Origin of the sequence: Rhizobium sp. TRM95796 (genome assembly GCF_025779995.1) — a bacterium.
Lineage (GTDB): Bacteria > Pseudomonadota > Alphaproteobacteria > Rhizobiales > Rhizobiaceae > Rhizobium_E.
On sequence record NZ_JAOXHE010000009.1, the window covers coordinates 265067 to 290206 of the forward strand.

Here is a 25140-nt window from a genome sequence, read left to right on the forward strand (position 1 = left end):
CCTGTTTTCATGGTGTGGCGGCGCCCGGAACTGGCCGGGCGCCGCATTTGATCAGAACGGGGAATCGGGGAAGTAGAACTGATCGGCGTTTTCAGGCGTGATCAAGGGGGCGCCGAGCAGGAACGAACCGCGGACGGGAGCCTGACCGTTGAACTGTGCGGCGGTCATGTAGATCGCCGACTTGATCATCGACGGCGGATAAGGCGTCGAAATCGGCGTGCGCGCGTTCTTCTCCTTGACCATTTCGATAACCTGCTTCATGCCGTTGCCGCCGAGCGCATATTTGATGTCCTTGCGGCCGGCATTGTCGACAGCCTCAAGAACGCCGAGCAACATATCGTCGTCGTTGGCCCAGACTGCATCGATCTTCGGATATTTCGCCAGATAGTCCTGCATCAGCTTGAACGCTTCGTCCTGGTTCCAGTTGGCGTACTGGATGTCGAGGATCTTGATGTTCGATTTGCCGATGACGTCAGAGAAGCCCTTGATCCGTTCGTCGTCGATCACGGTCGGAATGCCGCGCAATACGACGATCTGGCCTTCGCCTCCCAGTTTTTCCACCAGCCATTCGGCAGTGTTCGCGCCGACGGCGATGTTGTCGCCGGCCACATAGAGGTCTTGCACGCTCGGGTCGGTCAGACCACGGTCGACGACGGAGATGAAGGTGCCCTTCTGCTTGATCTGTTCGACGGGTCCCGTCAGTTCTTCCGAGGTGAACGGCAGGATGACCAGCGCATCGAGCTTGCGGCTCGCCGACAGATCCTCAAGAGCCGAAACCTGGGCGGGCGCCGACGACGCCGTCGACAGCACGACGTCGATGTCGGGGAATGCGGCTTCGATTTCCTTCTCCGCCTGCTCGGCGTGGTAGACGACGCCGCCGGTCCATCCATGCGTCGCGGCAGGGATCGAGACGGCGATCGTTACCTTTTTTTCCTGCGCCTCTGCCCCGGCGAACGACAGGGCGAACCCCATCGCGACGGTTGATAGGAACAGGCTGGTTCTCTGGATCGTAGACTTCATTTTCTCCTCCTTTGAAGTCGGTGCGGTTTTCAGCGGTTTGCGGTAAAGCGGTGCGCCAGCATGGCGATGATGATGATCGCGCCCTGAACGGCGGCGACGAGGTATTCCGAGACCATGTCGGACAGGACCATGACATTGGCGATGACCTCCAGGATGAGCGCGCCGGCAACGGTGCCGCCGATCCGGCCGCGACCGCCACGAAGCAGCGTGCCGCCGATCACGACTGAAGTGATGACCTGCAATTCCCAGAGTTGCCCCGTGGTCGGCGTCGCGGCGCCGAGGCGCGGCACGTAGCAGATGGCGGCGACCGCCACGCAGACGCCCTGGATCACATAGGCGACGGTGCGCACGGCCGGGACGTTCACACCGGAAAAGCGGGCGACTTCGACATTCGATCCGACGGAGGTCAGGCGGCGTCCGAACTTCGTCTTGTAGAGCAGAAAGCCCCCCAGGATGACGATGACGAAGGTGATGAGCACCGGATAGGGAATGCCGAACAGGTTGCCGAAATAGACCGGCCGATACCCCTCGCGCAGACTGCGATCGATGGGCAGCGAGCCGCCATTGGTCATGAAGGTGATGAAGGCGCGAAAAATGCCCATCGTTCCCAAGGTCACGATGAAGGGCTCGATGCGCCCCACGCTGATGATCAGACCGTTGAACAATCCGCACAACGCGCCGACCAGCAACGCCGCTCCGGCGCCGATCACGATGGCCATGTCGCCGTAGGCGGGAGCTAGGTAGTTCATCACCATGATCATGATGCCCGTCACGAAGGCCATCATCGAGCCGACCGAGAGATCGAGCCCGCCGGACGCGATGACGAAGGTGGCGCCGACCGCAATAATCGCGATGAAGGCGCTGCGCGTTATCACATTGATCAGATTTGCCGACGCGATGAAGTTGGAGTTCACCAGCGCCCCGAATAGCACGATCACGGCAAGCGCGATAAAGGGCGCGAGATCCGCCCAGCGGATGGAGCGCCCCTCGTCAACCGGTGCGAGTGTTGTCGTCGCCACGTTCATGTCTGTCCTCCCCGTCGTTCGTGCGGCCAGCCGTCGTGGCCGCGTAAACGACATTCTCCTCGTTGATTTCGGCGCCGCGGAGCTCCTTGACGATCTGACCTGCCCGCATCACGAGGACGCGGTCCGCCAGCCCGACCAGCTCGGCCATTTCCGACGAGATGACGATGCAGGCCTTGCCCGCCCGCACCATCGCGTCGATGAATTCATAGATCTGGCTCTTATTGCCGATATCGATGCCGCGGGTCGGCTCGTCGATGACGACGACCGCGGGATCCGCCAACATCACCTTGGCCAGCAACAGCTTTTGCTGGTTGCCGCCGGACAGCTTGCCGGCTTCGAGCCGCAGCGTGCGCACACGGATGTCGTAGGTCGCGACCGCCTGTTCCAAGCGCGAACGTTCGCCGCGCGCATCCAGAATTTCGCGGGGATTGACCGCATCGAGCGCCTGCAGGGTGAGGTTGGGACCGAGCTTCTCCTCCAGAAGCAATCCTTTCCCCTTGCGATCCTCCGTCAGGTAGACCAAGCCGGCGTCCATGAGCGAGCGGACCGATCTTTGCTCGATGTCGCGGCCCTTCACCGTGACGCGCTTGGCCTCCGACGGACGAAGACCAAGCAGCCCCTCGATCAGTTCGGTCCGCCCGGCGCCGATCATGCCGCCGATGCCCAGGACTTCGCCGGGATGCACGGCGAAGGAAACTCTGTGAGCGCCGTGATCGACGACGAGGCCCTCGACGACCAGGAGGGGGGCTTCGGTGGGAGCCGGGCGCTTGTGCGGATACAGCATATCGAGTTCACGGCCCACCATGAGCTCGGCCATTTCCCGCTGACCCAGGCCCGCGGCCGGCCATGTGCCGATCATGCAGCCATCGCGCAGCACAGTGATGCGATCCGCGAGCGCCTGCACTTCGTCGAGCCGATGCGAAATGTAGAGAACCGCCACGCCCTGGTCGCGCAAAGCGCGGACGATATCGAGAAGCGCGGCCACCTCGTCATTAGCGAGGACGGCGGTGGGCTCGTCGAGAATGACGACTTTGCGCTCGTCGAGCAACGCCCGGGCGATCTGCACCAGTTGCCGCTGCGCGAGCGGCAGGTCCCCGAGCCGGTCCCGCGGCCGGGCGCTGGATCCGACACGGGCGAGGAGCTCGGCGGCGCGGCGGTTCATCAGCCGATCGTTCACCATCAGGCCGCGGCCGATCTCGCGCCCCAGAAACAGGTTTTCCGCGACGGTGAGGTCCGCCGCCAGCAGGATTTCCTGATGGACGAGCACGATACCGGCGGCTTCGGCCTCCACCGCGTTGCGAAACGCGACCGGCCGCCCGTTCAGGAACAGTTGGCCAGCCGTGGGAGCGATATGGCCGGACAACAGCTTCATCAATGTCGACTTGCCGGCGCCGTTCTCTCCGATGATGGCGTGAACTTCCCCGGGATGGATATCGAGCGTGATGTCCGACAGCACGGTGATCGGGCCGAAGGCTTTGCCCAGCCCTTCGGCGCTCAAGGCGGCGACCGAGGCTTGCGCGGGCCGCGTCACGGATCCGGGCGAAAGAAGCGCGTTCATTCGAAAGCCGACAGCAGCCGGTCGCGCGACCGCTCGACATGGACGCGCATGGCGTCGAACGCCCGTTGCGGATCCCCCGCCCTGAAGGCGGCCAGCAGATTTTCGTGCTCCTCGAGCGCTTCCTGCGTGACGCGGGTATGGAACATCAAGCGGAAAATATGCAAGTGGACATGCTGGTTCGACAATGTGGAGCGGATCACGTCATTCCCGGCGATCTTCATGATCGCGTCGTGAAACTGCGCGTCGGCGCGGGCGAAGCGAGAATAGCGCGTGTTGCGATCAACGGGGGTCTCGCCATGGCCCATGTCGGCGGCAGAGTTTTCGAGCTGCTGCAGCGCTTCCGGAGTCATATTGAGGGCGGCCAGCCGCGCCACTTCGGGCTCCACCAGCAAGCGAAACGCATAGAGATCCTCAAATTGCTTGCGCGTCCATTGCGGAGCGGCGCTGTAGCCGATCAGATGCTCCTTGCGCACCAGGCCCTCGCGCTCGAGACGGCTCAGCGCCTCACGGATCGGCGTCTGGGAGACGCCGAGCTCGCGAGCGAAGACATCGATCGGGATCCGGGAGCCGGGCGCGATCTCCAGCGACATGAGCTGGTGATAGATGCTGTCGTACACTCCGTCGACCACACTGCTGGGGCGAAGAGTGTTTGACCTGCCTGCCCTTTCCGTTGCGTGCGCCATTTCCAATTCCTGACTGCTGCTTGACATGGCGACATTCGTTGCAGATAAGATATCCTATGTCAAATACAATATCGTATATGATCTGATATAGGATTTGAAATGAAGGTGCAGCCGGAACGTCTGCGTGAAATTGGGATCCGGCTTCTGGAGAGGCGCGGGACGCCCGCCGAAAATGCCTGGCTGCAGATGGATCTCTTCATCGAAGCCGAGTTGCGCGGTCTCGCCTCGCATGGCCTCCAACGTCTGCCGCTGCTGCTGTCGCGTCTCGACAAGGGTCTGGCCGACGCCTGCGCCCGGGGCGCGCATCACTGGAGCCGAAATTCGTTCCTGACCGTCGATGGCCAACGCGGCCTGGGACCGGTCATCGTCATGAACGCGATGCGGGAAATGCGGACCGGACTACGCGAAAACGGCCTGGCCATCGCCGCGATCCGCAACGCCAACCATATCGGCATGCTGGCTTATTATGTCGAGGCGGCGGTTGCGGACGGGATGATCGCCATCGCCATGTCGACGAGCGAAGCCCTGGTTCATCCCTTCGGCGGCACGCAGGCCATGCTGGGAACCAACCCGATCGCCATCGGAATCCCGTGCGGGGAGCGACCGTTCATTCTCGATCTGGCGACCAGCATCGTCTCCATGGGAAAAATCAACAATTACGCCATGCGCGGCGCGCCTATTCCGCCGGATTGGGCCGTCGGCCCGGACGGCCGGCCGACGACGGACCCGAAGACGGCGAGAGCCGGCGCGATCGCTCCGTTCGGCGGCGCAAAAGGTTACGGGCTGGGGCTGGCGGTTGAATTGTTGGTCGCCGCCCTCGCCGGTTCCGATCTCGCGCCCGATGTGCGCGGCACACTGGATGACGTCCATGCAGCCAACAAGGGCGACCTCATCATCCTGATAGACCCGACGGCGAGCGCCGGCCAAGCGCATCAGCTTGCGCGCTATCTCGATCGGTTGCGTCAATCCCGGCCGCTAGACCCGGCAAATCCGGTGTCGGCGCCGGGCGACGGCGCGCGGGCGCGTCGCGCATCCGCCTTGGAAGCCGGCATCGACCTGCCGCAGTCACTTTTCGATCAACTCATCGCCCTCAAGGCCGCCTGAACATTTTTGGAGGACAAACCGAATGAACCTTTTCGCCACTTTGAGGGCGCCGCAAGAATTGCTGTTCGGCGCCGGCCAGCGACACGCCCTCGGCGCCATCGCCGCGCGCCTCGGCCGGCGCGCTCTGGTCGTCACCGACGCGCGCCTCGCCGAAGACGCCGATTTCCTCAGCCTCGTCGGCCAGATGGAAGCGGCCGGGCTCAAGGTCATGATCGACAGTTCCACGCTGCCGGATGCGCCGGTGAATTCAGCCGCCGCCAGCGCCGAGGCTGTGCGCGGTTTTGCGCCTGATGTCGTCGTCGGCGTCGGCGGCGGCTCCTGCCTGGATACGGCGAAATGCGTGGCCCTGCTCCTGACCTTTGGCGGTCGTCCGCAGGATTATTACGGCGAAAATGTCGTGCCCGGACCGGTCATGCCGCTGATCGCGATTCCGACCACCGCCGGGACAGGATCCGAAGTCACGCCCGTGGCGGTTCTCTCGGATGCCGAGCGCAGCCTGAAGGTCGGCATCTCAAGCTTGTATCTCATTCCCACGGTATCGATCTGCGATCCGGAGCTGACCCTGTCCTGCCCGCCGTCGCTGACGGCGATCGCCGGCGCAGACGCCTTGACCCATGCGATCGAGGCCTTCACGGCGATCAGGCGCGACCCCGTGCCGGGAATTTCCCAGCAACGCGTCTTCATCGGCAAGAACGAATTGTCGGATCATTTCGCGCTCCGGGCGATCGCCCTTCTTTGGCAGGGCCTGGAGGCCGCGTGCCAGGACGGCGCCGATGTCGCCGCACGTGAAAAGGTGATGCTCGGCGCAACATTGGCGGGCCTCGCCTTCGGCGTCGCCGGCACGGCCGCCGCCCATGCCATTCAATATCCGGTCGGCGCTCTGACCCATACGGCTCACGGCCTCGGCGTCGCCTGCCTCATGCCCTATGTCATGACGTGGAATACGCCGGTGATCGAAGCCGAACTGGCGGAGATTGCCCGTGCGACCGGCCTTGATGGACCCGGACAGGTTATCCCGTCACTCGCGTCGCTGTTCTCCAGGATCGGCATCCCGGCCTCGCTCCGCGACCTCGGGCTCGATGAGGGCCGTATCGACTGGGTGGCCGAGCAAAGCTCCGGCATCACCCGCCTTATCCAGAACAATCCCCGCCCCCTGAACCCATCCGAGATGCGCCGTCTCGTCGCCGCCGCCTATCATGGCGACCGCGCCGGCTTGAACTGATCGAAAGGAAGCCCCTCATGACACTCCAGACCAGGATCTCCGGCTATGCCGATCCGGCCCTTCACGCCGAAGGCCTGTTTATCGGCGGCGCATGGATAAAGCGCGGCGGCATCGCCGTAATCAATCCCTCCACCGGCGACAGGCTGGCGGACGTTGCCGACGCAACGGTCGAGGATGCTGCCCGCGCCGTCGACGCCGCCGAGGCCGCCGCCGGCGAATGGCGCGCCACCCCTGCCCGCAAGCGATCGGAAATCCTGCGCCGCTGGTTCGAGCTGATGACGCAGCATGCGGAAGAACTCGCCATGCTGATATCGCTGGAGAACGGCAAGGCGTTGCCGGATGCGCGCGGCGAGGTGGCCTACGCCGCCGAATTCTTCCGCTGGTACGCGGAAGAGGCGACGCGCATTCCCGGCGAATACCGCCGCACGCCATCCGGGTCACACAATATAATGGTCGATCACGAACCGATCGGCATCGCGGTTCTCATCACACCCTGGAATTTCCCCGCTGCGATGGCGACACGCAAAATCGGCCCTGCGCTCGCCGCCGGCTGCACCGTCATTCTGAAGCCGGCCTCGGAAACGCCGTTGACGGCCTACGCCATGGCCCGGCTCGGCGAACAGGCCGGCGTGCCCTCGGGCGTCGTGAATGTGCTCACCACCAGCAATCCGTCGAGCGTGACGAACGCCATGCTGGCCGATCCGCGCGTGCGAAAGCTGTCCTTCACCGGCTCGACCGGCGTGGGCCGCCATCTCCTTGCCGAAGCTGCGAAATCCGTGGTCAGCTGCTCCATGGAGCTCGGGGGCAACGCGCCCTTCATCGTGTTCGACGACGCCGATCTGGACGCCGCGCTCGACGGGGCCATGATCGCCAAGATGCGCAACGCGGGCGAAGCCTGCACGGCCGCCAACCGCTTTTATGTGCAATCGGGGATACATGACGCCTTCGTCGCGGGCTTGACCAAGCGCATGGCCGGCCTGAAGATCGGTCCCGGCTACGATCCGGAGACACAATGCGGCCCCATGATCACGACGAATGCGGTGCGCAAGATCGATCGCCTGGTGTCGGAGGCGATCGCCGGCGGCGCCCGTGTGACGACGGGCGGCAAACCGCTCGAAGAGGGTGGCTACTTCTACCCCCCGACCGTGCTCGAAAACGTCCCCGTCGATGCGGCGATCGCGCGCGAGGAAATCTTCGGCCCGGTGGCCCCGGTCTACAAGTTCGACAGCGACGAGGAGGTCATTCGGCTTGCAAACGATACCGAATACGGCCTCGCCGCCTATATCTACAGCAAGGATCTGGCCCGCGCCCTGAGAGTCGGCAAACGCCTGGAGACGGGCATGCTGGGCATCAACCGCGGCCTGATGTCCGATCCCGCGGCGCCGTTCGGCGGCGTCAAGCAAAGCGGCCTCGGTCGTGAAGGCGGCGTGACTGGAATTCTGGAATTCATGGAGCCAAAATACTACGCCGTGGATTACTGACGACAAGGAAAAGCGGATGTCCCCTGACCCCTATAAAATTCGTGACTTCGTGTCGGACTTCGATTCGATAGCCGATGCGTTTTCGGAGCGAAGCCGGATGCTTTCGGCCACAGCCGAAGTGATGGCCAACATCAAATATGGGTCAGGCGACCGGGAGACGGTCGACGTCATTCTGCCCAAACGCCCGCACGCGGGCGCCCCGCTTCACGTCTTCGTCCATGGCGGCTACTGGCGTTCCGGGGAGAAGCAGAATTACCGCCTCGTCGCGGCCCCGGTCCTGGCAGCGGGCGGCATTGCCGCGATCGTGGAATACGACCTGATGCCGGGCGCGCGGCTCGATGTTCTGGTGGCGCAGGTCAGGCGATCGCTGCTCTGGCTGCAATCGAAGGCGAGCGACTTCGGCGCAGATCCGACAAAAACGACTGTCAGCGGCCACTCGGCCGGCGCCCATCTCGCCTCGTTCCTCGCCGCACGCGGCCCGGCGGAAACAGCCATGCCCCGCTTGCCCACCGTACAGGCGCTATTGCTGGTCAGCGGAATCTACGATCTCTCGGACATCCCGACGAGTTTCCTTCGCGACGAAGCGAAAATGTCGCAGGAAGAGGCGGCAGACTGGTCGCCGCTGACATCGGCGCAGCGTCCGGGCCCCCGACGCATCATCGCCGTCGGGGCGGAGGAGACGGCGCCCTTTCAGGACCAGGCGGCGGCTTTCCATACCCTGTCGAACGGTATCGGCGAGGGCGGCGACCTAGTGGTCGCGCCGGGGCTCAATCACATGAACATCGTCCTGGATCTCGCCGACCCCGACGGCATTCTCGGCTGGCGGCTGTTCGATCTGGTGGACGGGGCCGGGAAACGGGCCTAGCCGCCGAAATCGCCGATATTCAGCGCGCGCGCCGCCGAATGCGTCGGTCGGCTAACCGCTTGCGGCCCCGAACCGGGTCGCGTCCTCGAGAAGCCAACGTTCGAAATCGACCATAGCCGGGGTTACGGGATGCGAGTTCAACCGGGTCAGCCAATAGCACCCCAAGGAAACGCTGTCGGCGAACGGCTGTTCGACTTGACCCGATGACAGGAAGCGTTCGAACATCAGCGGTGGGCACAGGGCGACGCCCACCCCCTGCAACGCGGCTTCCATCATCGCCAGCGACGAATCGAACATGATGTTGCCGGTGTTGAACCGCGCCGGCTCGTCGATGCCGGCCGCTGCAAACCAGCTCAGCCATTCGTCCGCCCGGTAGGAGCGCAGCAGAGTCTGGGCTTGAAGATCCTCGGGACGTTTCAGGTGGCGCGCGATGCGCGGCAGGCACAATGGAGCCAGAGGCGCTTCGAAGAGGCGGACCGCATTCGTCCTATGCCAAGCCCCGTCGCCGAAGCGAATGGCGTAGTCGAGCCCCTCCGCCGCAATATCCACCCGATTGTTGTTGGTGGAGAGGCGGATATCGACATAGGGATGTGTCTTTCGAAACCCTTCGAGCCGTGGAAGCAACCATCCGACCGCGAAGGTTCCGACGCAGCCGAGATGAAGCGTTTCACGCAACCGCCCGCCTTCGAACCGATTGAGCATATCCGCCATCCGGTCGAACGACTCTCGAAGTACGGGCAAGAGCGCCTCGCCCTCGTCTGTGATGCGCAAGCCTCGCGGCAGCCGTCGAAACAGTTTCGTCCCGAGCCGATCCTCGAGCAGCTTCACCTGGTGACTGACAGCAGCCTGCGTCACGCATAATTCGATTGCGGCTTTGGTGAAGCTCAGGTGCCGGGCCGACGCCTCGAAGGCGCGCAAGGCATTGAGAGGAAGAAAGGGTCTGACCATCATGCCCTAGAAAAATTTGGATCCGCCCCGATTTATCATCGTTTGCCGGAGGGGCAAAACTTTTCTACCCCGGCGGTGTCAAAAAAGGAGACACCGATGAAAATATGGATGACGGCCACCGCTTTCGCCGTGACGGCGTTTCTGTCCGCAGGTTCGGCCTTCGCCTCGGATTTCGAGTTGGAACGCGCCTGCACCGTTGCCGCCGATGCGTCGACGGGTCGGGTGATCTACCGAAAGGGAGATTGCGACCAGCGTTTCTCCCCAGTATCCTCGTTCAAATTCCCTTTGGCGATCATGGGTTTCGACAGCGGCCTGTTGAAAAGCCCTCACGATCCGGTCTGGACCCTTCGCCCCGAATACAACGCATCGGCGCGGGAACAGGCTTTCAAGACGGTCGATCCGACGATCTGGGAGAAGGACTCCATCGTCTGGTTCTCCCAGCAACTGACCAGGAAGATGGGGCAGGAAAAGTTCGCCGACTATGTGGCCAAATTTAAATACGGCAATATGGACGTTTCGGGCGACCAGGGCAAAGGAAACGGGCTGACGCATGCCTGGCTGATGTCCTCGCTCACCATATCCCCGGACGAGCAGATCGATTTCCTGCTGCGCTTCAAGGGGCGCAAACTGCCCGTGAGCGAACAGGCTTACACGCTGACCGAAGCGACGATAGCGACCTTCCAGGGCAAGGATGGATGGGAGGTTCATGGCAAGACCGGAAGCGGCTCGCTTCGCGATACAGAAGGCGGGATCAACCAGAGGAAGCCGCAGGGCTGGTTCGTCGGCTGGGCCCGCAAAGGGGATCGGGAAATCGTCTTCGCCCGACACGTGATCGGCAAGAAAAAGTCCGACACATCCGGCGGCCTCCAAGCGCGTGACACGCTGTTGATGGATATTCCGGTCATCGCCGCCAATCATTGAACGCCATTGCGCTCACATGGCTGTCTCGGATCGAACGGAGTTTTTGTCGGGCGAGCTTGGAGCGGGCTTCGAATGAGGCCGCCTAGCTGATCGGGTTTCGTGCTCGCCCCCACCGCTCAGGCGGGAGGTCGGATGGACGGAGAGCTTTTTCGCCAACGTCCTACCTTCCGTCACTGCTGATGGGCGCGACGATATTGGGCCGGCGACATTTGATGAAGCCGACGGAAAGTTGCGCTCAGGGACGTGTCGGACTTGTATCCCACGGCGATCGCGATGTCGGAGATCGAGGCCTGCGTGGAGCGAAGCTTGGTCGCCGCGAGGCGCATCCGCCAACTGGTGAGATATTCCATCGGCGCCTCGCCGAGAAGGGTTTTGAAGCGGGCCGCGAATGCGGATCGTGATTGTCCGGCCTCATGCGCGAGGCCCTCGACGGTCCAATTCTGGGCAGGCTGGCTGTGAATGGCCTGGAGCGCGCGGGCGATGTTGATATCGGTCAGGCCGGCGAGCCAGTTTTGCGCATGAGCATTGTCCGAAGCCAGGTGAATACGCAGAACATGGATGAAAATCATCCTGAGCAGATCATTGCTGATCTGGCGCGCGCCCGGCGCCGCGCTGCTCCATTCGCTGTCGAGTTCGTTGAGCAACCAACCGATCGACGCGGCGCGTTCGCCCCGTATCGTCATCACCGTCGGCAGCGCCTGGGTCAGCAGGACGCCGTCCGTCCCGTCGACCACCACACTTCCTCCGAGAATGGCAAAATCGTCTCCATCGCCGATCGATGCGGCGAGGCTGTCGGATGCGAACACCTCTCGCGCTGAAATCGTTGGCCCCTCGGGCTCGCTCGACAGGATGAACGGCGCGCCTGCGACCACGACGCAATCGCCGGCCTGAAGCTCGATCGGCGGCTGTCCGTCGAGCCTGAGCCAGCACCGACCCTTTCGCACAGCGTTGAACTTGAGATGGGACGGCATGGGGAAATCGACTCCCCAACGGCCTCCGGCTTTGAGGTTGATCGAGCAGCGCGCCTGCGCCTGAATGGTCGCGAGGACATCCGACAATACATCGACAGTTTGGTTTTGGACGATCACGACGAAATCCTGGACGTCTGGCGCTGGCTCGTCCTCCATATAGGCCCTATCTCACTCTCTTGAAAGACCAATCAGGAGTTCGACATGCGCCAGCAACCCATCGCTTCCCCTTACAATGCTCACAGCACGGCGTCCGAGGTCGCGCGGGAGATCGATCTGTCCGGAAAAACCGCCATCGTCACCGGCGGTTATTCAGGATTGGGATTGGAGACGACGCGGGCGCTCGTTGATGCCGGCGCTTCGGTAATCGTGCCCGCGCGCGATGTGGCAAAAGCGGAAGCCGCATTGGACGGACTGACGGGCGTCGAGATCGTATCGATGGACCTGATGGATCGGCGATCGGTCGAGACCTTCGTCGCATCCTTTCTGCAGCGTGATCTGGCGCTGCCGATCCTGATCAACAGCGCCGGCGTCATGGCTTCGCCGCTGTTTCGAGACGGGGATGGACATGAGGGGCAATTCGCGACGAACCATCTCGGTCATTTCCGGCTGGTGAAGGGCCTGTGGCCGGCGCTCGCCAAAGCGGAGGGCGCGCGCGTGATCAGCGTGTCGTCGCGCGGCCACCAGATTGCGGGCGTGGATTTCGACGACATCGATTTTCACGTGCGGCCCTATGACCGCTGGATCGCCTATGGCCAGTCCAAGACCGCCAATATCCTGTTCTCGGTGGAATTGGACAGGCGGAGCGCAGACGACGGCATCCGCGCCTTTTCACTGCATCCCGGCCAGATCCTGACGAATCTCGCGCGACATCTGTCGAATGAGGATATCGCCGGGTTCGATGCGCTGGACGAGCATGGCAACCCGATCGTCGATCCCGACAAAGGCATGAAATCACCCGAGCAGGGGGCTGCGACCAGCGTCTGGGCGGCGACGACCCCGCTCCTGAACGGCAAGGGCGGCCTCTATCTGGAGGATTGCAACATAGCGCCGCTATATTCCGGAGACGCCGCACGCAAGGGCGTCGCGTCATACGCCATCGATCCAGATCTTGCGAGGCGGCTGTGGGACCTGTCGGATCGGCTTTGACGCGAGCGCCGGCAATATGCTGAGCCCAACGTTGACGATTCATCCTTGAGCTTTCGCGCCTCAGCGATCTGGCCATAGCCTTAAGGCTGTGGGCGATGCAGCACCCTCCAAGCCGCCCGGAAGCCTTTGTTTCGGCGCCCGCCTCGATCGACGTTGAGTGCTCTCCGACGACAATTCCAAACCGGGGAGAATGACATCGACCAAGGCTCACGATCTCCGGCCGCGGACACGCGTCCGGCGGTGGAAGCGCTCGCCTGCGGATCGGCTCGACACTCTGTTCCCGGGCGCCGCCCTGCGCTCGGGAGTTCTTTCGTGATCGATCAGCATTCAATCCGCAGACGGTACAAGCGATCGCGCATAGACCGACGTCGCCCTAGCCGGTGGGGCGGCGCCGATTGTCGAATCCGGGATGCAATGGGCGTGACTGGCTGGGAGTCCGGGCCCCTGAACCTGTTGCGTCAGCATTCTCCCACGTTGCCGGCTGCGACCAAACGAAAATTTTCGGCGTTGACAGTGGCTCCCTATAAATCTACCATTTCTATATACAAAGGAGCTTCCTATGCAGGTTGATATCGCCGTGATCGGCGGAGGGTTCTCGGCGGTGGCGACCGTCATCAACGTCCTTGATCGTCTCGGTCAGGACAAATCGATCGCGCTGGTGTCGCGATCAAGCGGTCTGGGGCGCGGCGTGGCCTATTCGACCACCGAGCCCAAGCATCGTCTGAACGTTCCCGCAGGCCGGATGAGCCTCTTGGCCGACAAAGCGGACCATCTCTGTCAATGGCTCGCGGAGGAAGCGACGGAGTTCGGCCCGGAGGACTTCATCCCCCGGCAGCTATATGGTCGCTATCTGCAGGAAACGCTGGCGGACAGACTGCTGCGCGCCGACAACAGCGCCCAAGTATGGCTCGTCGACGCCGACGTGATCGACTGTGAGCAGATGACGGACCAGCAGCAAGTGTATCATTTGACGGACGGACAGTTGCTGCAGGCCAAAAAGAGCATTTTCTGCATCGGCGGCACACCTGCGGGTCTGCCGATTCCCCCGGAGAAACTGGCGCCGGATGCGCGTTCTCACATATGCCTGAACGTGTGGTCTGATCCGTGGATGGAAAGGGTGGATCCAGATGACGACATCGTCATGCTCGGCTCCGGACTGACCATGATCGATCAGGTCCTGTCCCTCGAGGCTCGTCGTCACCGCGGTCGCATCCAGGTGATTTCGCGCCATGGCCTCACGCCTTTGCCGCACCGGGTTCCCCGCAGCCATCCTGTTGCCCCGACTTTCGAAGCGGGCACGACGCCGCTGAGCGGCATGATGAAGGCGCTGCGTGAGGCGGCTTCCAAAACCGAGGATTGGCGCGCCGTCGTCGACGGACTTCGGCCCGTCACACAGGCGCTCTGGCAGCAACTATCGACGGCCGAACGCGCCCGCTTTCTCAGGCACGCCAATGCCTGGTGGAGCATTCACCGCCATCGCCTCGCGCCAGATATGTGGGAGAGCTTCTCACGGATGCGCCAGTCCGGCCAGGTCACCGTGACGGCCGGCTGGCTCAAAGAAATCTACCATGCCGGCGGCAAGGTGCGTTCCGCCTATCTCGACCGCCATTCCAGAACACTACGGCAGATCAGCTCAGACTGGCTGGTCAATTGCACCGGGATGGAGCGTTGTTCGATTTCCAAGACGCCGCTTCTCAAGAAAATGTCCTCGCGCGGAATGATCAGCAGCGATGTGATGGGTCTCGGTCTGGCGGTAGACCGGGATTCCCGACTGATCGACGCGGCGGGCGTGGTGTCCCGATCGGCCTTTGCGCTCGGGCCGATGACGGTCGGCCAGTTCTTCGAAATTTTCGCCGTGCCCGACATCCGGGTGCAGGCCGCGGCTGTCGCCGAGCGTATCGCGCAAGACTTGTCCTGACGCGCTCATCGCCGCCGGAGCAATCCGCGACCGAAACAGACAGAAGGAAGCACGCGCGATGCTCACCAAAAAGGGAAAATATGGTTTGAAGGCGATGCTCGCCCTCGCCTCCCTGCCGGACGGCGAAATGGCGTTCGCCGCCGAGATCGCTCTGGCCGAGCGCATCCCCAAGAAGTTTCTCGACACTATTCTGTTGGAGCTGCGACGAAGCGGTCTGGTCAGGTCGCGCAAGGGTCCCGCCGGCGGCTATGCTCTGGCGCGTCGCGCCGAGGATATTTCCATCGGAGCCTGCATGCGGGTGCTGGACGGGCCGCTCGCCCCGATCAGCTGCGCGAGCCGGACCGCCTTCGCTCCCTGCCAAGATTGCAGCGACGTGGCGGGATGCCTGGTGCGCAGGGCCATGACGGAAGTCCGCGACGCCATTTCGGATATTCTCGATGCCCAGACGCTGGCCGATCTGTCCAGACTGGAGAAGAACGGGCTTTCGACGCTTCGACGTCCGCATTTGCCTGTTTCGGATTAAAGGTCCCGGAACGGTTGGAACGGAAATCTCATTTTAAGGCAAAATTCGCAAAAATATATTATAGACTAATTTGGTAGATTATATAGATTTGAATTACAGACAATGGGAACTGACCTGAAATGATCAACCGCCGCCACACATTGAAACTCGCCGCAGCAGCCGGCGCTTCGACATTGTTCATGGGCTCGGGCGCAGCCGTCCGAGCAGCGGAAGAAGTCAGGCTCCGCATCGGATGGCAGAAATTTGGCATTCTCGCCCTCGCCAAGAGCCGCGGCGTGCTTGAGACACGGCTCAGAGACCGGAACGTCTCGATCGAATGGTCCGAGTTCAATTCGGGGCCGCCGCTGCTCGAGGCATTGGGCGCCAATGCCGTCGACTTCGGCCCCACCGGCGACGTGCCGCCGCTTTTCGCCCAGGCTGCGGGCGGCAATCTCCTCTATGTAGGCACCTATAAGCCGCCGGCGGCGTTTCATGGCCTTCTCGTCAAGAAGGATTCCCCGATTCAGAAGATCGAGGATCTGAAGGGCAGGAAAGTCGCTTACAAGAGGGGCTCGTCAGCCCATAACTTCGCCTTCAAAGCGCTCGGCAAAGTCGGCCTGACGCCTCAAGACATCGAGAGTGTCGACTTGCCCCCGCCCGACGCCGCAGCAGCATTCAATAATGGCTCGGTCGACGCTTGGGCGATCTGGGACCCGTTCTTCGCGGTCGCTCAGTCCGATCCGGAAACCCGACTGCTGGCGACATCCGAAGGCATCGTCGACGCTTGGGGTTATTTCCTCGGCAACGGCGACTTTGTCGCGGCCCACCCCGAACTGGTGGTCGAGATCCTCGACGAACTCGCGAAACTGGGCAAGGCGGCCCAGTCGGATATCGACGGCACCGCCAAGGCTCTGTCCGATATCACCGGCGTCAAGGAGGATATCACGAAAGCGACGCTGACCCGCGCCGGTTCCGATCTTGCGGCGGTGGCGACGGTGTCGGATGCGGCCATACAGTACCAGCAGCAGCTCGCCGACGACTTCTATGCCTACAAAGTCCTGCCGCGACAATTGACGGTAAGCGACATCGTCTGGCGGCCCAAGCAGTCCTGATATCAGCCTCAACAGGAGAATGTCATGATCCGGCGAAGACACCTCATTTCATTGGCGGCCGCCGCAACCCTTCCCCTGCCCGGCGTCCTCAGGGCGGCCCCGGCGCTGAAGATCCGGTTGGGCTGGCAGAAAAATGGCATGCTTGCCCTCGCCAAGGCGCAAGGCGCTCTGGAGAAGCGTCTGGCGGGCAAAGGCGTCGGTATCGCCTGGTCCGAATTCTCGTCAGGCCCGCCGCTTCTCGAAGCGCTCGGCGCCGACGCGCTCGACTTCGGGCCGACCGGCGATGTTCCGCCGCTTTTCGCCCAGGCGGCGGGCGGCAATCTTCTCTATGTCGGCGCCTATCAGGGCACGGCGTCCGGCTCGGCGATCCTCGTTCACAAAGACAGCGACATCACGAACCTGGCCGGTCTCAGGGGTAGAAAACTAGCTTTCAAGCGCGGCTCCTCGGCGCACAACTTCGCCGTCAAGGCCCTGCGCAAGGGCGGGTTGACCACCGACGACGTAACGCCGGTCGACCTTCCGCCCCCCGACGCGGCGGCGGCTTTCAAGACCGGGGCCATCGACGCCTGGGCGATCTGGGACCCCTATTTCGCTGTGGCGGAAGAAGATCCGCAAGCGCGCGTGTTGACGACGGCCGAAGGCATCGCCGAGAGCTGGAGCTTCTTTCTCGGCAATCGCGCCTTCACCGAAAGTCATCCGGGAATCGTGCTCGAAATCATCGACGAGCTGAAGAAAGTCGGCGTCGCCGCACAGGCGGATATCGATAGAACCGTCCCGGCGCTGTCGGCCATCACCGGCGTGCCGGAGCCTGTCACCCGCAAGGCGCTCACCCGTCCCGGCTTCGATCTCGGCAAGGTCTATCTGCTCCCCAAGGAGGCTGAGGCCTATCAACAGGCGCTCGCCGACGAATTCCACGACATCGGCGTGCTGCCGCGCAAACTCGACATCAGCGACATCGTCTGGCGACCGAAAGCCAGCTGACCCGTATTTTCAAGGAGATAGACCATGTCCTCCCAATCCCACCGTAAACCGCTCGATTTTCTCTGGTTCATACCGACGTCGGGCGACGGCGCTTATCTCGGCTCCAACGATCTCGCCCGCCCCGCCGATCCCGCCTATCTTAAGGAGATCGCGGTGGCCGCAGACCGGCTCGGCTATTCCGGCGTGCTGATCCCCACCGGGGTCGCCTGTGAAGAATCCTTCATCGTGGCGGCAGCCCTCGTCCCGGTCACCGAACGGCTGAAATTCCTGGTCGCGATACGTCCGGGCGTCGCCTCTCCGGCCTATTACGCGCGGCTCGCCTCGACGCTCGACCGGGTATCCAACGGTCGTTTGCTGCTCAATATCGTCGTGGGCGGCAGCGCGCAGGAACTGGCCGGCGACGGCATCTTCCTGCCGCATGACGAACGCTATGACCACGCCGTCGAATTCTTCAAGGTCTTCAACGAACTGCTCGCCACGGGCCGCTCGACTCTGGACGGGAAATATATCAAGGCGATCGACGCCCAGCTCGGCTTTCCACCGATCCAGGATCCGCGTCCGCCCCTCTATTTCGGCGGTTCATCGGATGCGGCGATCGACTTCTCCGCCGAGCATACCGACAAATATCTGACCTGGGGCGAAACTCCGGCGCAGGTCGGCGAGAAGATCGAGCGTGTGCGCAAGGCCTCGGCCCGGCGCGGCCGCAAGGTGACGTTCGGCATTCGCCTGCATTTCATCGTTCGCGAAACCGATGAGGAAGCCTGGGCCGCGGCCGATCGGTTGATCTCGCGCCTGCCTGACGACGCCGTCAACGAAGCGCGCGAACGCTTCACCAAACAGTCCGATTCCGTCGGCCAGACCCGGATGTGGGAGCTGCATGGCGGCCGTCGCGACAAGCTGGAAGTCTCCCCCAATCTCTGGGCCGGCATCGGTCTGGTGCGCTCGGGCGCCGGCACCGCGCTGGTCGGTTCTCCGCAGACGGTGGCCGCCCGCCTTCGCGAATATCAGGATCTCGGCATCGATACGGTGATCGCTTCGGGCTATCCGCATCTGGAAGAGGCCTATCGGGTGTCGGAGCTGCTTTTCCCCGAGATCGGGATCGACACGCCGCATCATCGCCTGAAGACATCCTTCGGCCAGGCGCAGGTCTTCGGCGGCGGCGGTCATGGCGGCAATATCCGCCTCGCATCCGGTTCCTAATTCCGAAGACGCGGCGCAAGACGCAACTCTTGCGCCCGTCCCCTCTGACGAGAAGGAGAGAGAAGATGGCCCTGACGGAAACCCTGGCCTCCCCGCGCCGCGCGGTGGTCGAGACATCGCCGAAGCCTGCAGCCGCTCTGCCCACGTTTTCGGCGTTCCTGCCCTATCTCCTGCCTGTGGCCGTGGTGGCTGTCTGGCAAATTCTGTCCTCCATGGGCGTAATATCGACCAGAATCATGCCCTCGCCCGTGGATGTCGTGAAGGCGTTCTGGGCGACTACGCTTTCGGGCGACCTGCCGCATGACATCGCCGTCAGCGCCGCACGCGCCGTCGCCGGCCTCCTCGTCGGCGGATCGATCGGCTTTCTGCTGGGCATTCTCAACGGCGTGTCCAGGCTCTCCGAGCAATTGACCGATACGACATTGCAGATGCTGAGGACCATTCCCCATCTCGCCATGATCCCGCTGGTGATCCTGTGGTTCGGCATCGGCGAGGAATCGAAGCTCTTCCTCACCTCGCTGGGCGTGCTCTTCCCCGTCTATCTCAACACCTATCATGGCGTACGCAACGTCGATCGGGATCTGATCGAAATGGGCCGCGTCTACGGGATGCGCGGTTTCACATTGTTCCGCAACGTCATCTTTCCGGGCGCCCTGCCGTCGATCTTCGTCGGGTTACGCTACGCGCTCGGCATCATGTGGCTGACGCTGATCGTGTCCGAGACCATCGCCGCGTCTTCCGGCATCGGACATATGGCCAATGAGGCGCGGGAGTTCATGATGACGGATATCGTCGTGCTCGCCCTCGTCATTTATGCGCTGCTGGGCAAACTCGCCGATATCGCAGTGCGCTTTCTCGAACGGACGGTTCTGTCGTGGAACCCGGCCTATCAACGATAAGGAGGCGGACATGATCGCCCTTCATTCCAATAGTCGCATACCGGACCAACCGACGTCGCTTGCAGCCTCTCCGGCGGCCGGCCTGAGGCTGAACGGCGTCGAGAAGACCTTCGGATCCAACCGTGTCCTGCGCGGCGTCGATCTCGACATCGATCCGGGTTCCTTCGTCGCGATCATCGGCAAGAGCGGTTGCGGCAAGAGCACGCTGCTGCGCATCCTGATGGGGCTGGAGGAGCCGAGCGCCGGCCGGCTGGAGTTCGTCGACAATGCCGGCGAAACGGTTTCGCCAAACGCGCGCATCGTCTTCCAGGAGCCGCGTCTTCTTCCGTGGCGGACGGTGCTGGAAAACGTGATCGTCGGCCTCGGCGCAAACACCGGCGCCGACGGCGCCGAACTCATGGCGCTTCAGGCGCTCAAGGCGGTGCAATTGTCTGAGAAGGCCGGTGACTGGCCGTCTCGCCTGTCCGGCGGCCAGCGTCAGCGCGTGGCGCTCGCCCGCGCCCTGGTCAGTCATCCCGGCTTTCTTGCGCTCGACGAACCGCTCGGCGCCCTCGACGCGCTGACCCGCATCTCCATGCAGCAGTTGCTCGGTCGCGTCTGGCGCGAACAGGGTTTCACCGCCGTCCTCGTCACGCATGATGTCGCCGAGGCCGTCTATCTCGCCGATCGCGTCATCGTTCTCGAGGACGGGTACATCAAGAGGGACGTCAAGGTTCCTTTTCCGCATCCGCGCGCGCATGGCTCGCGGGATCTGGCCGAAATCGAAAGCGAGCTTCTGGCCGCCATTCTCGGACACAACTGAAGGAGAACAAGCATGATCATGATGAACGGATTCACCTTGGGCTTCTTCTTTCCCAAACAAGCGCGGCTCGTCAACGATCCCGCGGCGGCGCAAAAGCATGAGACGAAGGGGGAGACGCGACGCGAGGTCGAAATCACACCGAGCAACCCCGAAATCGAATATTCTCCGCTCCTGCATATCCACCGGCGTTTCTGAGACCCTGACGCCCCTACTCTGCCTTCTCGCAAGTCCGATGCAGCCGGCTCCCCCGGCCGGCGGCGCGGACGACCTTTCGACTTTCGCCCCGTTGGCGCCCCCGGTTCCCTCAGGTTCCGGGGATTTTTTATACGTTTGCAAAGAGCGATGAACCGTCCGTCCTTGGCCGGAGACCCGAAATCGCAAGAGATAGGGGTCCATGGATGAACGATCTCTTTCCCGAGTTCTGTACTCCTTCGGTTCGCGGGGTGACGGACCATGAAGCCGAACGACCTACCCGAATATGCCGTATGATTTGGGCGCATGGAGCACGGCTCGCGTTGCACTGCGGTCACCGTCTCCGATCACGGATTTAGTGTCGCCTCCCCGCGCCGAACGCACCTGGAGAAAAACCCGCGCAGCGCGCCAAAACTGCCGCTGGACGGCGCAAAGGCGGTAAATCTTTCCACGCCGCGACGAAAAATTAGACGTTTGATCTGTTCTTCCTGGAAGTGCTGACGGATGGTCTGCTCTCGGGCGTCATGTATTCACTCGTCGCCATCGGCTTCGTGCTGATCTACAAGACCTCGGGCGTGCTGAACTTCGCGCAAGCGTCAATGCTGCTGTTCGCCGCGCTCACATTCGTGTCGCTGGTCGAACGCGGCCTGCCCTTCTCCGTCGTGCTGGTCGTCACTTTCCTTGCCATGGCGCTGATCGGCATCGCCATCGAGCGCACCGTGCTTAGGCCGCTGGTCAACAAGCCGCCGATCACCCTGTTCATGGCCGCGCTCGGCCTGTCCTATGTCATCGAGGGCGCGGCGCAATTGCTCTGGGGCACACAGGTGCACGGGCTGGATCTCGGCATTGAGGACATCCCCTTCGAATTCTACGGGATCTTCGTCTCGAAGTTCGATCTCTTCGCCTCCGGCGTCGCTGCAGTCATGGTGGCGGGCCTCATTCTCTTCTTTCGCTACACTCGGGTCGGCCCCCCCTTCCGCGCCGTGGCCGACGATCAGTTCGCGGCCCTCGCCGTCGGGCTGCGCCTGCCGCGCATCTGGGCCACGGTCTGGGCAACCTCGGGTCTTGTCGCTCTCGTCGCCGGTCTTCTCTGGGGCGCGCGCTCCGGCGTGCAGTTCTCGCTGTCGCTGGTGGTGATGAAGGCGTCGCCAGAGCCAGTGGCTCACCATACGCCGCGCCAAGCCTGATTTCGTGGCTCTGCGCGGCTGGGGCGTGATGAACCCGGTTGCGCTCAAGACAGCTCAGAAGGTCGGCTTCCCCGCAACCAGCAGAAGGCGCTTCCCTCGCCAGGCCCGCAGCCTGACCTCAACCCCCAGGAGGACGACCATGAACGCCATCACCAAAACCCCCGCCGGCGTGCCCGGCGTCGCTAGGCCGCTGGAGCCGGCGCATATCATCAAGAGCGACCAGGAAGCCATCGGGATCGCGCACAGGCTCGCCGCAGACTTCGCCAAGGGCGCCGCGGAACGCGACCGCGACCGGATCTGGCCCGCGGCGGAACTCGACGCCTTCTCCCAAAGCGGCCTCTGGTCGATCAACGTGCCCCGTGAATTCGGCGGTCCTGACCTTTCCTACGCCACGCTGGCCAAGGTGGTTGAAATTATCTCGGAAGCCGATTCCTCGATCGGCCAGGTGTCGCAGAACCATCTAGGCGTGGTCGCAGCCATCCGCACCGTGTCCGACAAGGCCCAACAGGCGCTGATCTTCGGCGAAGTGCTCAAGGGATTGCGCCTCGGCAACGCCTTCTCCGAATTCGGCTCCAAGCGCGCCGTCGATTTCGAGACGCGCTTCACCGATCATGGCGACCATGTCGTCGTCACCGGCAAAAAGTTCTATTTCTCCGGCGCGCTTCTTGCCCATAAGGTGCCGATCGTGGCGCTCGACGATCAGGGCCGCGCCTGGTACGCCATCGCCGATCGCGACGCGCCGGGCCTGACCGTGATCGACGACTGGTCGAGCTTCGGCCAGCGAACGACGCTGTCGGGCACGGTCATTCTCGACAATGTCAAGGTCGACAAGGCCTGGCTGGTTCCCGGCTACAAGGGCTATGAGACGCCGACCGCCGACGGCGCGATCTTCCAGATCATCCAGGTCGCCGTCGACACCGGCATCGCCCAGGCGGCGATCAAGGAGACGGTGGATTTTGTCCGCACCAAGTCGCGCGCTTGGGTGGACTCAGGCCTCGACCGCGCCTTCGATGACCCCTACACGATCCAGGCGGGGGGCGCCCTGACGCTGCGGCTGCACGCCGCCCAGGCCCTGCTCGAAAAAGCTGGCCATGCGGTCGATCGCGCCGTGGCCAATCCCAATGCCGGGACCGTCGCCGAAGCCCAGATCGTCACGGCCGAAGCCAAGATCCTCTCGACCGAAATCGCCATCGAGGCGACCAACAAGCTGTTCGAACTCGCCGGCACGCGCTCGACGCTCGCCGAGCACGCTCTCGACCGTCATTGGCGCAACGCCCGGACGCACACGCTGCACGACCCGGTGCGCTGGAAATATTCGATCCTCGGCAAGTATTTCCTCAACGTCGAGAAGCCTCCGCTTCACGCCTGGAGCTGACCCGGGTCCAGGTGAGCTCTCTCTGATCCGCCGGCCGTAAATGCCGGCGGATCGTCATAAATATATTATCTATATAATTTATATATTTTAAAGATTTTTTCCTCTCCCGACGACCAACCCTGCGCTACCTTCCACTCATCAATCAAACGCATGGAGGGAAAACATGCTCGGCAGGACAATTGTCGCGGCAGCTTCAGCGCTCGCTATCGCCTTCTCGGCGCTCGTCGTACAGGCGGCGGACAAGAAAGTCGTCGTGGCCTATCAGACGGATGCGCTGCCGTCCTCGGTGGCGATCGCCGATGGCGGGTTCGTCAAGGCGACGGGTTACGACATCGACTTTCGCAAGTTCAATTCCGGCGCGGAAATCTTCGCCGCCATCGCCTCGGGCGACGTGCAGGTCGGCTATGTCGGATCGAGCCCCTTCGCCTCCGCCGTGTCGCGCGGGCTGGATGTGAAGGCCTTCTATCTCGCCTCGATCTCCGGCGTCGACGAGGCGCTTGTGGTGCGCAACGGCTCCGGCATCGAAAAGCTGGAAGACCTCAAGGGCAAGAAGTTGGCCGCCGCGCCGGTGTCCACCGACCATTACCAGTTGCTCGCGCTGATCAAGTCGCTGGGCCTGACAGAAAGCGACGTCCAGGTGCTCGCCATCCCACAGCCGGAAATCGTCGCCGCCTATAATCGCGGCGATATCAACGGCGGCTTCGTCTGGGATCCGGCTTTGACCGAACTCAAGAAGAACGGCAAGGTGCTGATCACCTCCAGGGATGTCGCCGCCCGTGGCGCCGCCACCTTCTCCGCCTGGGTCGCCACCGGCGATTTCGCCAAGGAGAACCCGGATTTCCTCGCCAAGTTCGCCGGTGTGATCAATGAGAAATACGCCTCGTTCCGCAACGACAAGGCGTCCTGGGGCGCAAAGGGCGAAAACGCCAAGGCGCTTTCCAAGCTTCTCGGCGGAACGCCGGAGCAGCAGGCGTCGGCGCTCAACAACCTCAATCTGCTGACGCCCGAGCAGCAGGCTTCCGAGGATTGGCTGGGCGGCGGCGAAGCATCCGGCGCGGCAAAAATCCTCAAGGAAACCTCGGAATTCCTCAAGAACCAGGGCAAGATTTCCGACGTGCTAGACAGCTATGCCGCAGCCGTCACGCCCACAGCGGTGGAAAACAAGACCAACTGATCCGCTTTCGAACGACAACAGTCCCGCCGGCATGCCGCCGGCGGGTTTTCCATGGGAGACGACGGACATGCTGAGTGTCAAGAACGCCACTGTTTATTTCGACGGCCGCGCGGGCCGTCCGGTCCATGCGCTGGATCAGGTCAACCTGGAGATCGAAGACGGCGCGTTCGTCGTCGCGCTCGGGGCCTCGGGCTGCGGCAAGTCCACGCTGCTCAACGCCATCGCAGGCTTTCTGCCGCTGTCGGACGGCGAGATTCTCCTGAATGGCAAGGCGATCTCCGGACCGGGCGCCGATCGCGGCGTGGTTTTCCAGAAGGACACGCTGTTGCCTTGGGCAAGCGTTGTCGACAATGTCGCGCTGGGTTTGAAATTTGCCGGCGTCGGGCGCCGCGAGCGTCTGGAAAGGGCCGAGAATCTCCTCGAACTCGTCGGGCTCAAGGATTTCACCGCAAGTTTTCCCCATGAGCTCTCCGGCGGCATGCGCCAGCGGGTCGGCATCGCCCGCGCGCTGGCGACCGAGCCGGAAATCCTGTTGATGGACGAGCCTTTCGGCGCGCTCGACAGCCTGACCCGCGAACAGATGCAGGAATTGCTCATTTCGGTCTGGCGTACGACCGGCAAGCGCATCTTTTTCATCACCCATTCCATCGAGGAGGCGCTGTTTCTCGGCACCCGGGTCATCGTGATGTCGCCGCGTCCGGGTCGGATCGTCGCTCGCTACGATCTGGATTTTGTGCGCCGGTTCGTGGAGACGGGCGATGTCCGCTCCATCCACCTGTCACCCGAATTCGGCCTGCTGCGCGAGGAAATCCGCGAAATCCTGCATGCCGATCACAGCCGAAAGGCAGCCTGAG

23 protein-coding genes and 1 pseudogene are annotated in these 25140 nt (G+C 62.8%); 18 read left to right on the forward strand and 6 right to left on the reverse strand.

The genetic code is table 11. From position 1 onward, the window contains the following. Positions 1-51 precede the first annotated feature (51 nt). The 4 genes from OCK01_RS19610 to OCK01_RS19625 are packed head-to-tail and all read right to left on the reverse strand — an operon-like array spanning position 52 to position 4286. The gene (locus OCK01_RS19610) at positions 52-1020 is read right to left on the reverse strand and encodes a substrate-binding domain-containing protein (RefSeq protein WP_263825393.1); all 969 of its coding nucleotides are present in this window, start codon (positions 1018-1020) and stop codon (positions 52-54) included. Positions 1021-1049: 29 nt separating this feature from the next. Next, entirely contained in the window at positions 1050-2045 is a 996-nt protein-coding gene (locus OCK01_RS19615) for an ABC transporter permease (protein WP_263825394.1), read from the reverse strand. Continuing rightward, positions 2011-3603, reverse strand: coding sequence for a sugar ABC transporter ATP-binding protein (locus OCK01_RS19620; RefSeq protein WP_263825395.1), 1593 nt, complete (start codon positions 3601-3603; stop codon positions 2011-2013). Before OCK01_RS19620 ends, OCK01_RS19615 begins: the two co-directional genes overlap by 35 nt. Further along, positions 3600-4286, reverse strand: a complete 687-nt coding sequence (locus OCK01_RS19625; protein ID WP_263825396.1) for a GntR family transcriptional regulator — start codon at positions 4284-4286, stop codon at positions 3600-3602. The genes OCK01_RS19620 and OCK01_RS19625 overlap by 4 nt, the downstream gene beginning before the upstream one ends. Before the next feature lie 99 nt (positions 4287-4385). On the opposite strand from OCK01_RS19625, the gene OCK01_RS19630 reads away from it, so the two are divergent. From OCK01_RS19630 to OCK01_RS19645, 4 genes are read left to right on the forward strand one after another with little or no spacing between them, the layout of a single operon-like run. Then, positions 4386-5390, forward strand: a complete 1005-nt coding sequence (locus OCK01_RS19630; protein ID WP_263825397.1) for an Ldh family oxidoreductase — start codon at positions 4386-4388, stop codon at positions 5388-5390. Positions 5391-5412: 22 nt separating this feature from the next. Continuing rightward, positions 5413-6612: an iron-containing alcohol dehydrogenase gene (locus tag OCK01_RS19635; protein WP_263825398.1), complete on the forward strand. Its 1200-nt coding sequence runs from the start codon at positions 5413-5415 to the stop codon at positions 6610-6612. A 17-nt stretch (positions 6613-6629) separates the two neighbouring features. Next, on the forward strand, positions 6630-8093 hold the full coding sequence (locus OCK01_RS19640; protein WP_263825399.1) for an NAD-dependent succinate-semialdehyde dehydrogenase: 1464 nt from the start codon (positions 6630-6632) through the stop codon (positions 8091-8093). A gap of 16 nt (positions 8094-8109) precedes the next feature. Beyond that, positions 8110-8958: an alpha/beta hydrolase gene (locus OCK01_RS19645; RefSeq protein ID WP_318530246.1), complete on the forward strand. Its 849-nt coding sequence runs from the start codon at positions 8110-8112 to the stop codon at positions 8956-8958. 51 nt (positions 8959-9009) lie between these two features. On the opposite strand, the gene OCK01_RS19650 is transcribed toward OCK01_RS19645, so the two are convergent. Then, a complete protein-coding gene (locus OCK01_RS19650; RefSeq protein ID WP_263825401.1) occupies positions 9010-9906 on the reverse strand; it encodes a LysR family transcriptional regulator in 897 nt (298 codons plus the stop codon). A gap of 96 nt (positions 9907-10002) precedes the next feature. Here OCK01_RS19650 and blaOXA point away from each other — a divergent pair, with 96 nt between their 5' ends. Then, a complete protein-coding gene (gene blaOXA / locus OCK01_RS19655; RefSeq protein ID WP_412179039.1) occupies positions 10003-10827 on the forward strand; it encodes a class D beta-lactamase in 825 nt (274 codons plus the stop codon). Between the two features lie 170 nt (positions 10828-10997). Here blaOXA and OCK01_RS19660 read toward each other — a convergent pair whose 3' ends face one another. After that, positions 10998-11915 (reverse strand): AraC family transcriptional regulator, encoded by a 918-nt coding sequence (locus OCK01_RS19660; RefSeq protein ID WP_263825402.1) that lies wholly within the window; start codon positions 11913-11915, stop codon positions 10998-11000. 84 nt (positions 11916-11999) lie between these two features. On the opposite strand from OCK01_RS19660, the gene OCK01_RS19665 reads away from it, so the two are divergent. The 13 genes and pseudogenes from OCK01_RS19665 to OCK01_RS19725 all read left to right on the forward strand — a co-directional run bounded on the left by OCK01_RS19665 (position 12000) and on the right by OCK01_RS19725 (position 25139). Then, positions 12000-12944, forward strand: coding sequence for an oxidoreductase (locus OCK01_RS19665; protein WP_263825403.1), 945 nt, complete (start codon positions 12000-12002; stop codon positions 12942-12944). A 559-nt stretch (positions 12945-13503) separates the two neighbouring features. Continuing rightward, positions 13504-14862 (forward strand): FAD/NAD(P)-binding protein, encoded by a 1359-nt coding sequence (locus OCK01_RS19670; protein ID WP_263825404.1) that lies wholly within the window; start codon positions 13504-13506, stop codon positions 14860-14862. 58 nt (positions 14863-14920) lie between these two features. Then, positions 14921-15385: an RrF2 family transcriptional regulator gene (locus OCK01_RS19675; protein WP_182829553.1), complete on the forward strand. Its 465-nt coding sequence runs from the start codon at positions 14921-14923 to the stop codon at positions 15383-15385. 119 nt (positions 15386-15504) lie between these two features. Next, complete coding sequence (locus OCK01_RS19680; RefSeq protein WP_263825405.1) at positions 15505-16476, forward strand: aliphatic sulfonate ABC transporter substrate-binding protein; 972 nt, start codon at positions 15505-15507, stop codon at positions 16474-16476. 24 nt (positions 16477-16500) lie between these two features. After that, positions 16501-17457: an aliphatic sulfonate ABC transporter substrate-binding protein gene (locus OCK01_RS19685; RefSeq protein ID WP_263825406.1), complete on the forward strand. Its 957-nt coding sequence runs from the start codon at positions 16501-16503 to the stop codon at positions 17455-17457. Between the two features lie 24 nt (positions 17458-17481). Next, positions 17482-18657, forward strand: a complete 1176-nt coding sequence (ssuD, locus tag OCK01_RS19690; RefSeq protein ID WP_263825407.1) for an FMNH2-dependent alkanesulfonate monooxygenase — start codon at positions 17482-17484, stop codon at positions 18655-18657. A gap of 65 nt (positions 18658-18722) precedes the next feature. Next, positions 18723-19556 (forward strand): aliphatic sulfonate ABC transporter permease SsuC, encoded by an 834-nt coding sequence (ssuC, locus tag OCK01_RS19695; protein ID WP_263825408.1) that lies wholly within the window; start codon positions 18723-18725, stop codon positions 19554-19556. A gap of 10 nt (positions 19557-19566) precedes the next feature. After that, a complete protein-coding gene (locus OCK01_RS19700) occupies positions 19567-20358 on the forward strand; it encodes an ABC transporter ATP-binding protein (protein WP_263825409.1) in 792 nt (263 codons plus the stop codon). A gap of 12 nt (positions 20359-20370) precedes the next feature. Beyond that, the gene (locus OCK01_RS19705) at positions 20371-20553 is read left to right on the forward strand and encodes a hypothetical protein (RefSeq protein WP_263825410.1); all 183 of its coding nucleotides are present in this window, start codon (positions 20371-20373) and stop codon (positions 20551-20553) included. 476 nt (positions 20554-21029) lie between these two features. Next, positions 21030-21701 (forward strand): annotated as a pseudogene (locus tag OCK01_RS19710) (branched-chain amino acid ABC transporter permease); the annotation flags it as partial. Between the two features lie 175 nt (positions 21702-21876). Beyond that, positions 21877-23112 (forward strand): SfnB family sulfur acquisition oxidoreductase, encoded by a 1236-nt coding sequence (locus OCK01_RS19715; RefSeq protein ID WP_263825411.1) that lies wholly within the window; start codon positions 21877-21879, stop codon positions 23110-23112. Between the two features lie 163 nt (positions 23113-23275). Then, positions 23276-24286 (forward strand): taurine ABC transporter substrate-binding protein, encoded by a 1011-nt coding sequence (tauA, locus tag OCK01_RS19720; RefSeq protein WP_263825412.1) that lies wholly within the window; start codon positions 23276-23278, stop codon positions 24284-24286. A gap of 67 nt (positions 24287-24353) precedes the next feature. Beyond that, complete coding sequence (locus OCK01_RS19725) at positions 24354-25139, forward strand: taurine ABC transporter ATP-binding protein (RefSeq protein ID WP_263825413.1); 786 nt, start codon at positions 24354-24356, stop codon at positions 25137-25139. The last annotated feature ends 1 nt before the right edge of the window (position 25140 follow it).

What these genes read in the sequence shown, in the direction of transcription:
- OCK01_RS19725 (WP_263825413.1), top strand. Translation starts at nt 24,354, where the DNA reads ATGCTGAGTGTCAAGAACGCCACTGTTTATTTCGACGGCCGCGCGGGC.
- ssuC (WP_263825408.1), top strand. Translation starts at nt 18,723, where the DNA reads ATGGCCCTGACGGAAACCCTGGCCTCCCCGCGCCGCGCGGTGGTCGAG.
- OCK01_RS19620 (WP_263825395.1), bottom strand. Translation starts at nt 3,603, where the DNA reads ATGAACGCGCTTCTTTCGCCCGGATCCGTGACGCGGCCCGCGCAAGCC.
- OCK01_RS19635 (WP_263825398.1), top strand. Translation starts at nt 5,413, where the DNA reads ATGAACCTTTTCGCCACTTTGAGGGCGCCGCAAGAATTGCTGTTCGGC.
- OCK01_RS19675 (WP_182829553.1), top strand. Translation starts at nt 14,921, where the DNA reads ATGCTCACCAAAAAGGGAAAATATGGTTTGAAGGCGATGCTCGCCCTC.
- OCK01_RS19650 (WP_263825401.1), bottom strand. Translation starts at nt 9,906, where the DNA reads ATGGTCAGACCCTTTCTTCCTCTCAATGCCTTGCGCGCCTTCGAGGCG.
- OCK01_RS19680 (WP_263825405.1), top strand. Translation starts at nt 15,505, where the DNA reads ATGATCAACCGCCGCCACACATTGAAACTCGCCGCAGCAGCCGGCGCT.
- OCK01_RS19715 (WP_263825411.1), top strand. Translation starts at nt 21,877, where the DNA reads ATGAACGCCATCACCAAAACCCCCGCCGGCGTGCCCGGCGTCGCTAGG.
- OCK01_RS19640 (WP_263825399.1), top strand. Translation starts at nt 6,630, where the DNA reads ATGACACTCCAGACCAGGATCTCCGGCTATGCCGATCCGGCCCTTCAC.
- OCK01_RS19630 (WP_263825397.1), top strand. Translation starts at nt 4,386, where the DNA reads ATGAAGGTGCAGCCGGAACGTCTGCGTGAAATTGGGATCCGGCTTCTG.
- OCK01_RS19670 (WP_263825404.1), top strand. Translation starts at nt 13,504, where the DNA reads ATGCAGGTTGATATCGCCGTGATCGGCGGAGGGTTCTCGGCGGTGGCG.
- OCK01_RS19700 (WP_263825409.1), top strand. Translation starts at nt 19,567, where the DNA reads ATGATCGCCCTTCATTCCAATAGTCGCATACCGGACCAACCGACGTCG.
- tauA (WP_263825412.1), top strand. Translation starts at nt 23,276, where the DNA reads ATGCTCGGCAGGACAATTGTCGCGGCAGCTTCAGCGCTCGCTATCGCC.
- OCK01_RS19625 (WP_263825396.1), bottom strand. Translation starts at nt 4,286, where the DNA reads ATGGCGCACGCAACGGAAAGGGCAGGCAGGTCAAACACTCTTCGCCCC.
- OCK01_RS19645 (WP_318530246.1), top strand. Translation starts at nt 8,110, where the DNA reads ATGTCCCCTGACCCCTATAAAATTCGTGACTTCGTGTCGGACTTCGAT.
- ssuD (WP_263825407.1), top strand. Translation starts at nt 17,482, where the DNA reads ATGTCCTCCCAATCCCACCGTAAACCGCTCGATTTTCTCTGGTTCATA.
- OCK01_RS19610 (WP_263825393.1), bottom strand. Translation starts at nt 1,020, where the DNA reads ATGAAGTCTACGATCCAGAGAACCAGCCTGTTCCTATCAACCGTCGCG.
- OCK01_RS19705 (WP_263825410.1), top strand. Translation starts at nt 20,371, where the DNA reads ATGATCATGATGAACGGATTCACCTTGGGCTTCTTCTTTCCCAAACAA.
- OCK01_RS19665 (WP_263825403.1), top strand. Translation starts at nt 12,000, where the DNA reads ATGCGCCAGCAACCCATCGCTTCCCCTTACAATGCTCACAGCACGGCG.
- OCK01_RS19685 (WP_263825406.1), top strand. Translation starts at nt 16,501, where the DNA reads ATGATCCGGCGAAGACACCTCATTTCATTGGCGGCCGCCGCAACCCTT.
- OCK01_RS19615 (WP_263825394.1), bottom strand. Translation starts at nt 2,045, where the DNA reads ATGAACGTGGCGACGACAACACTCGCACCGGTTGACGAGGGGCGCTCC.
- blaOXA (WP_412179039.1), top strand. Translation starts at nt 10,003, where the DNA reads ATGAAAATATGGATGACGGCCACCGCTTTCGCCGTGACGGCGTTTCTG.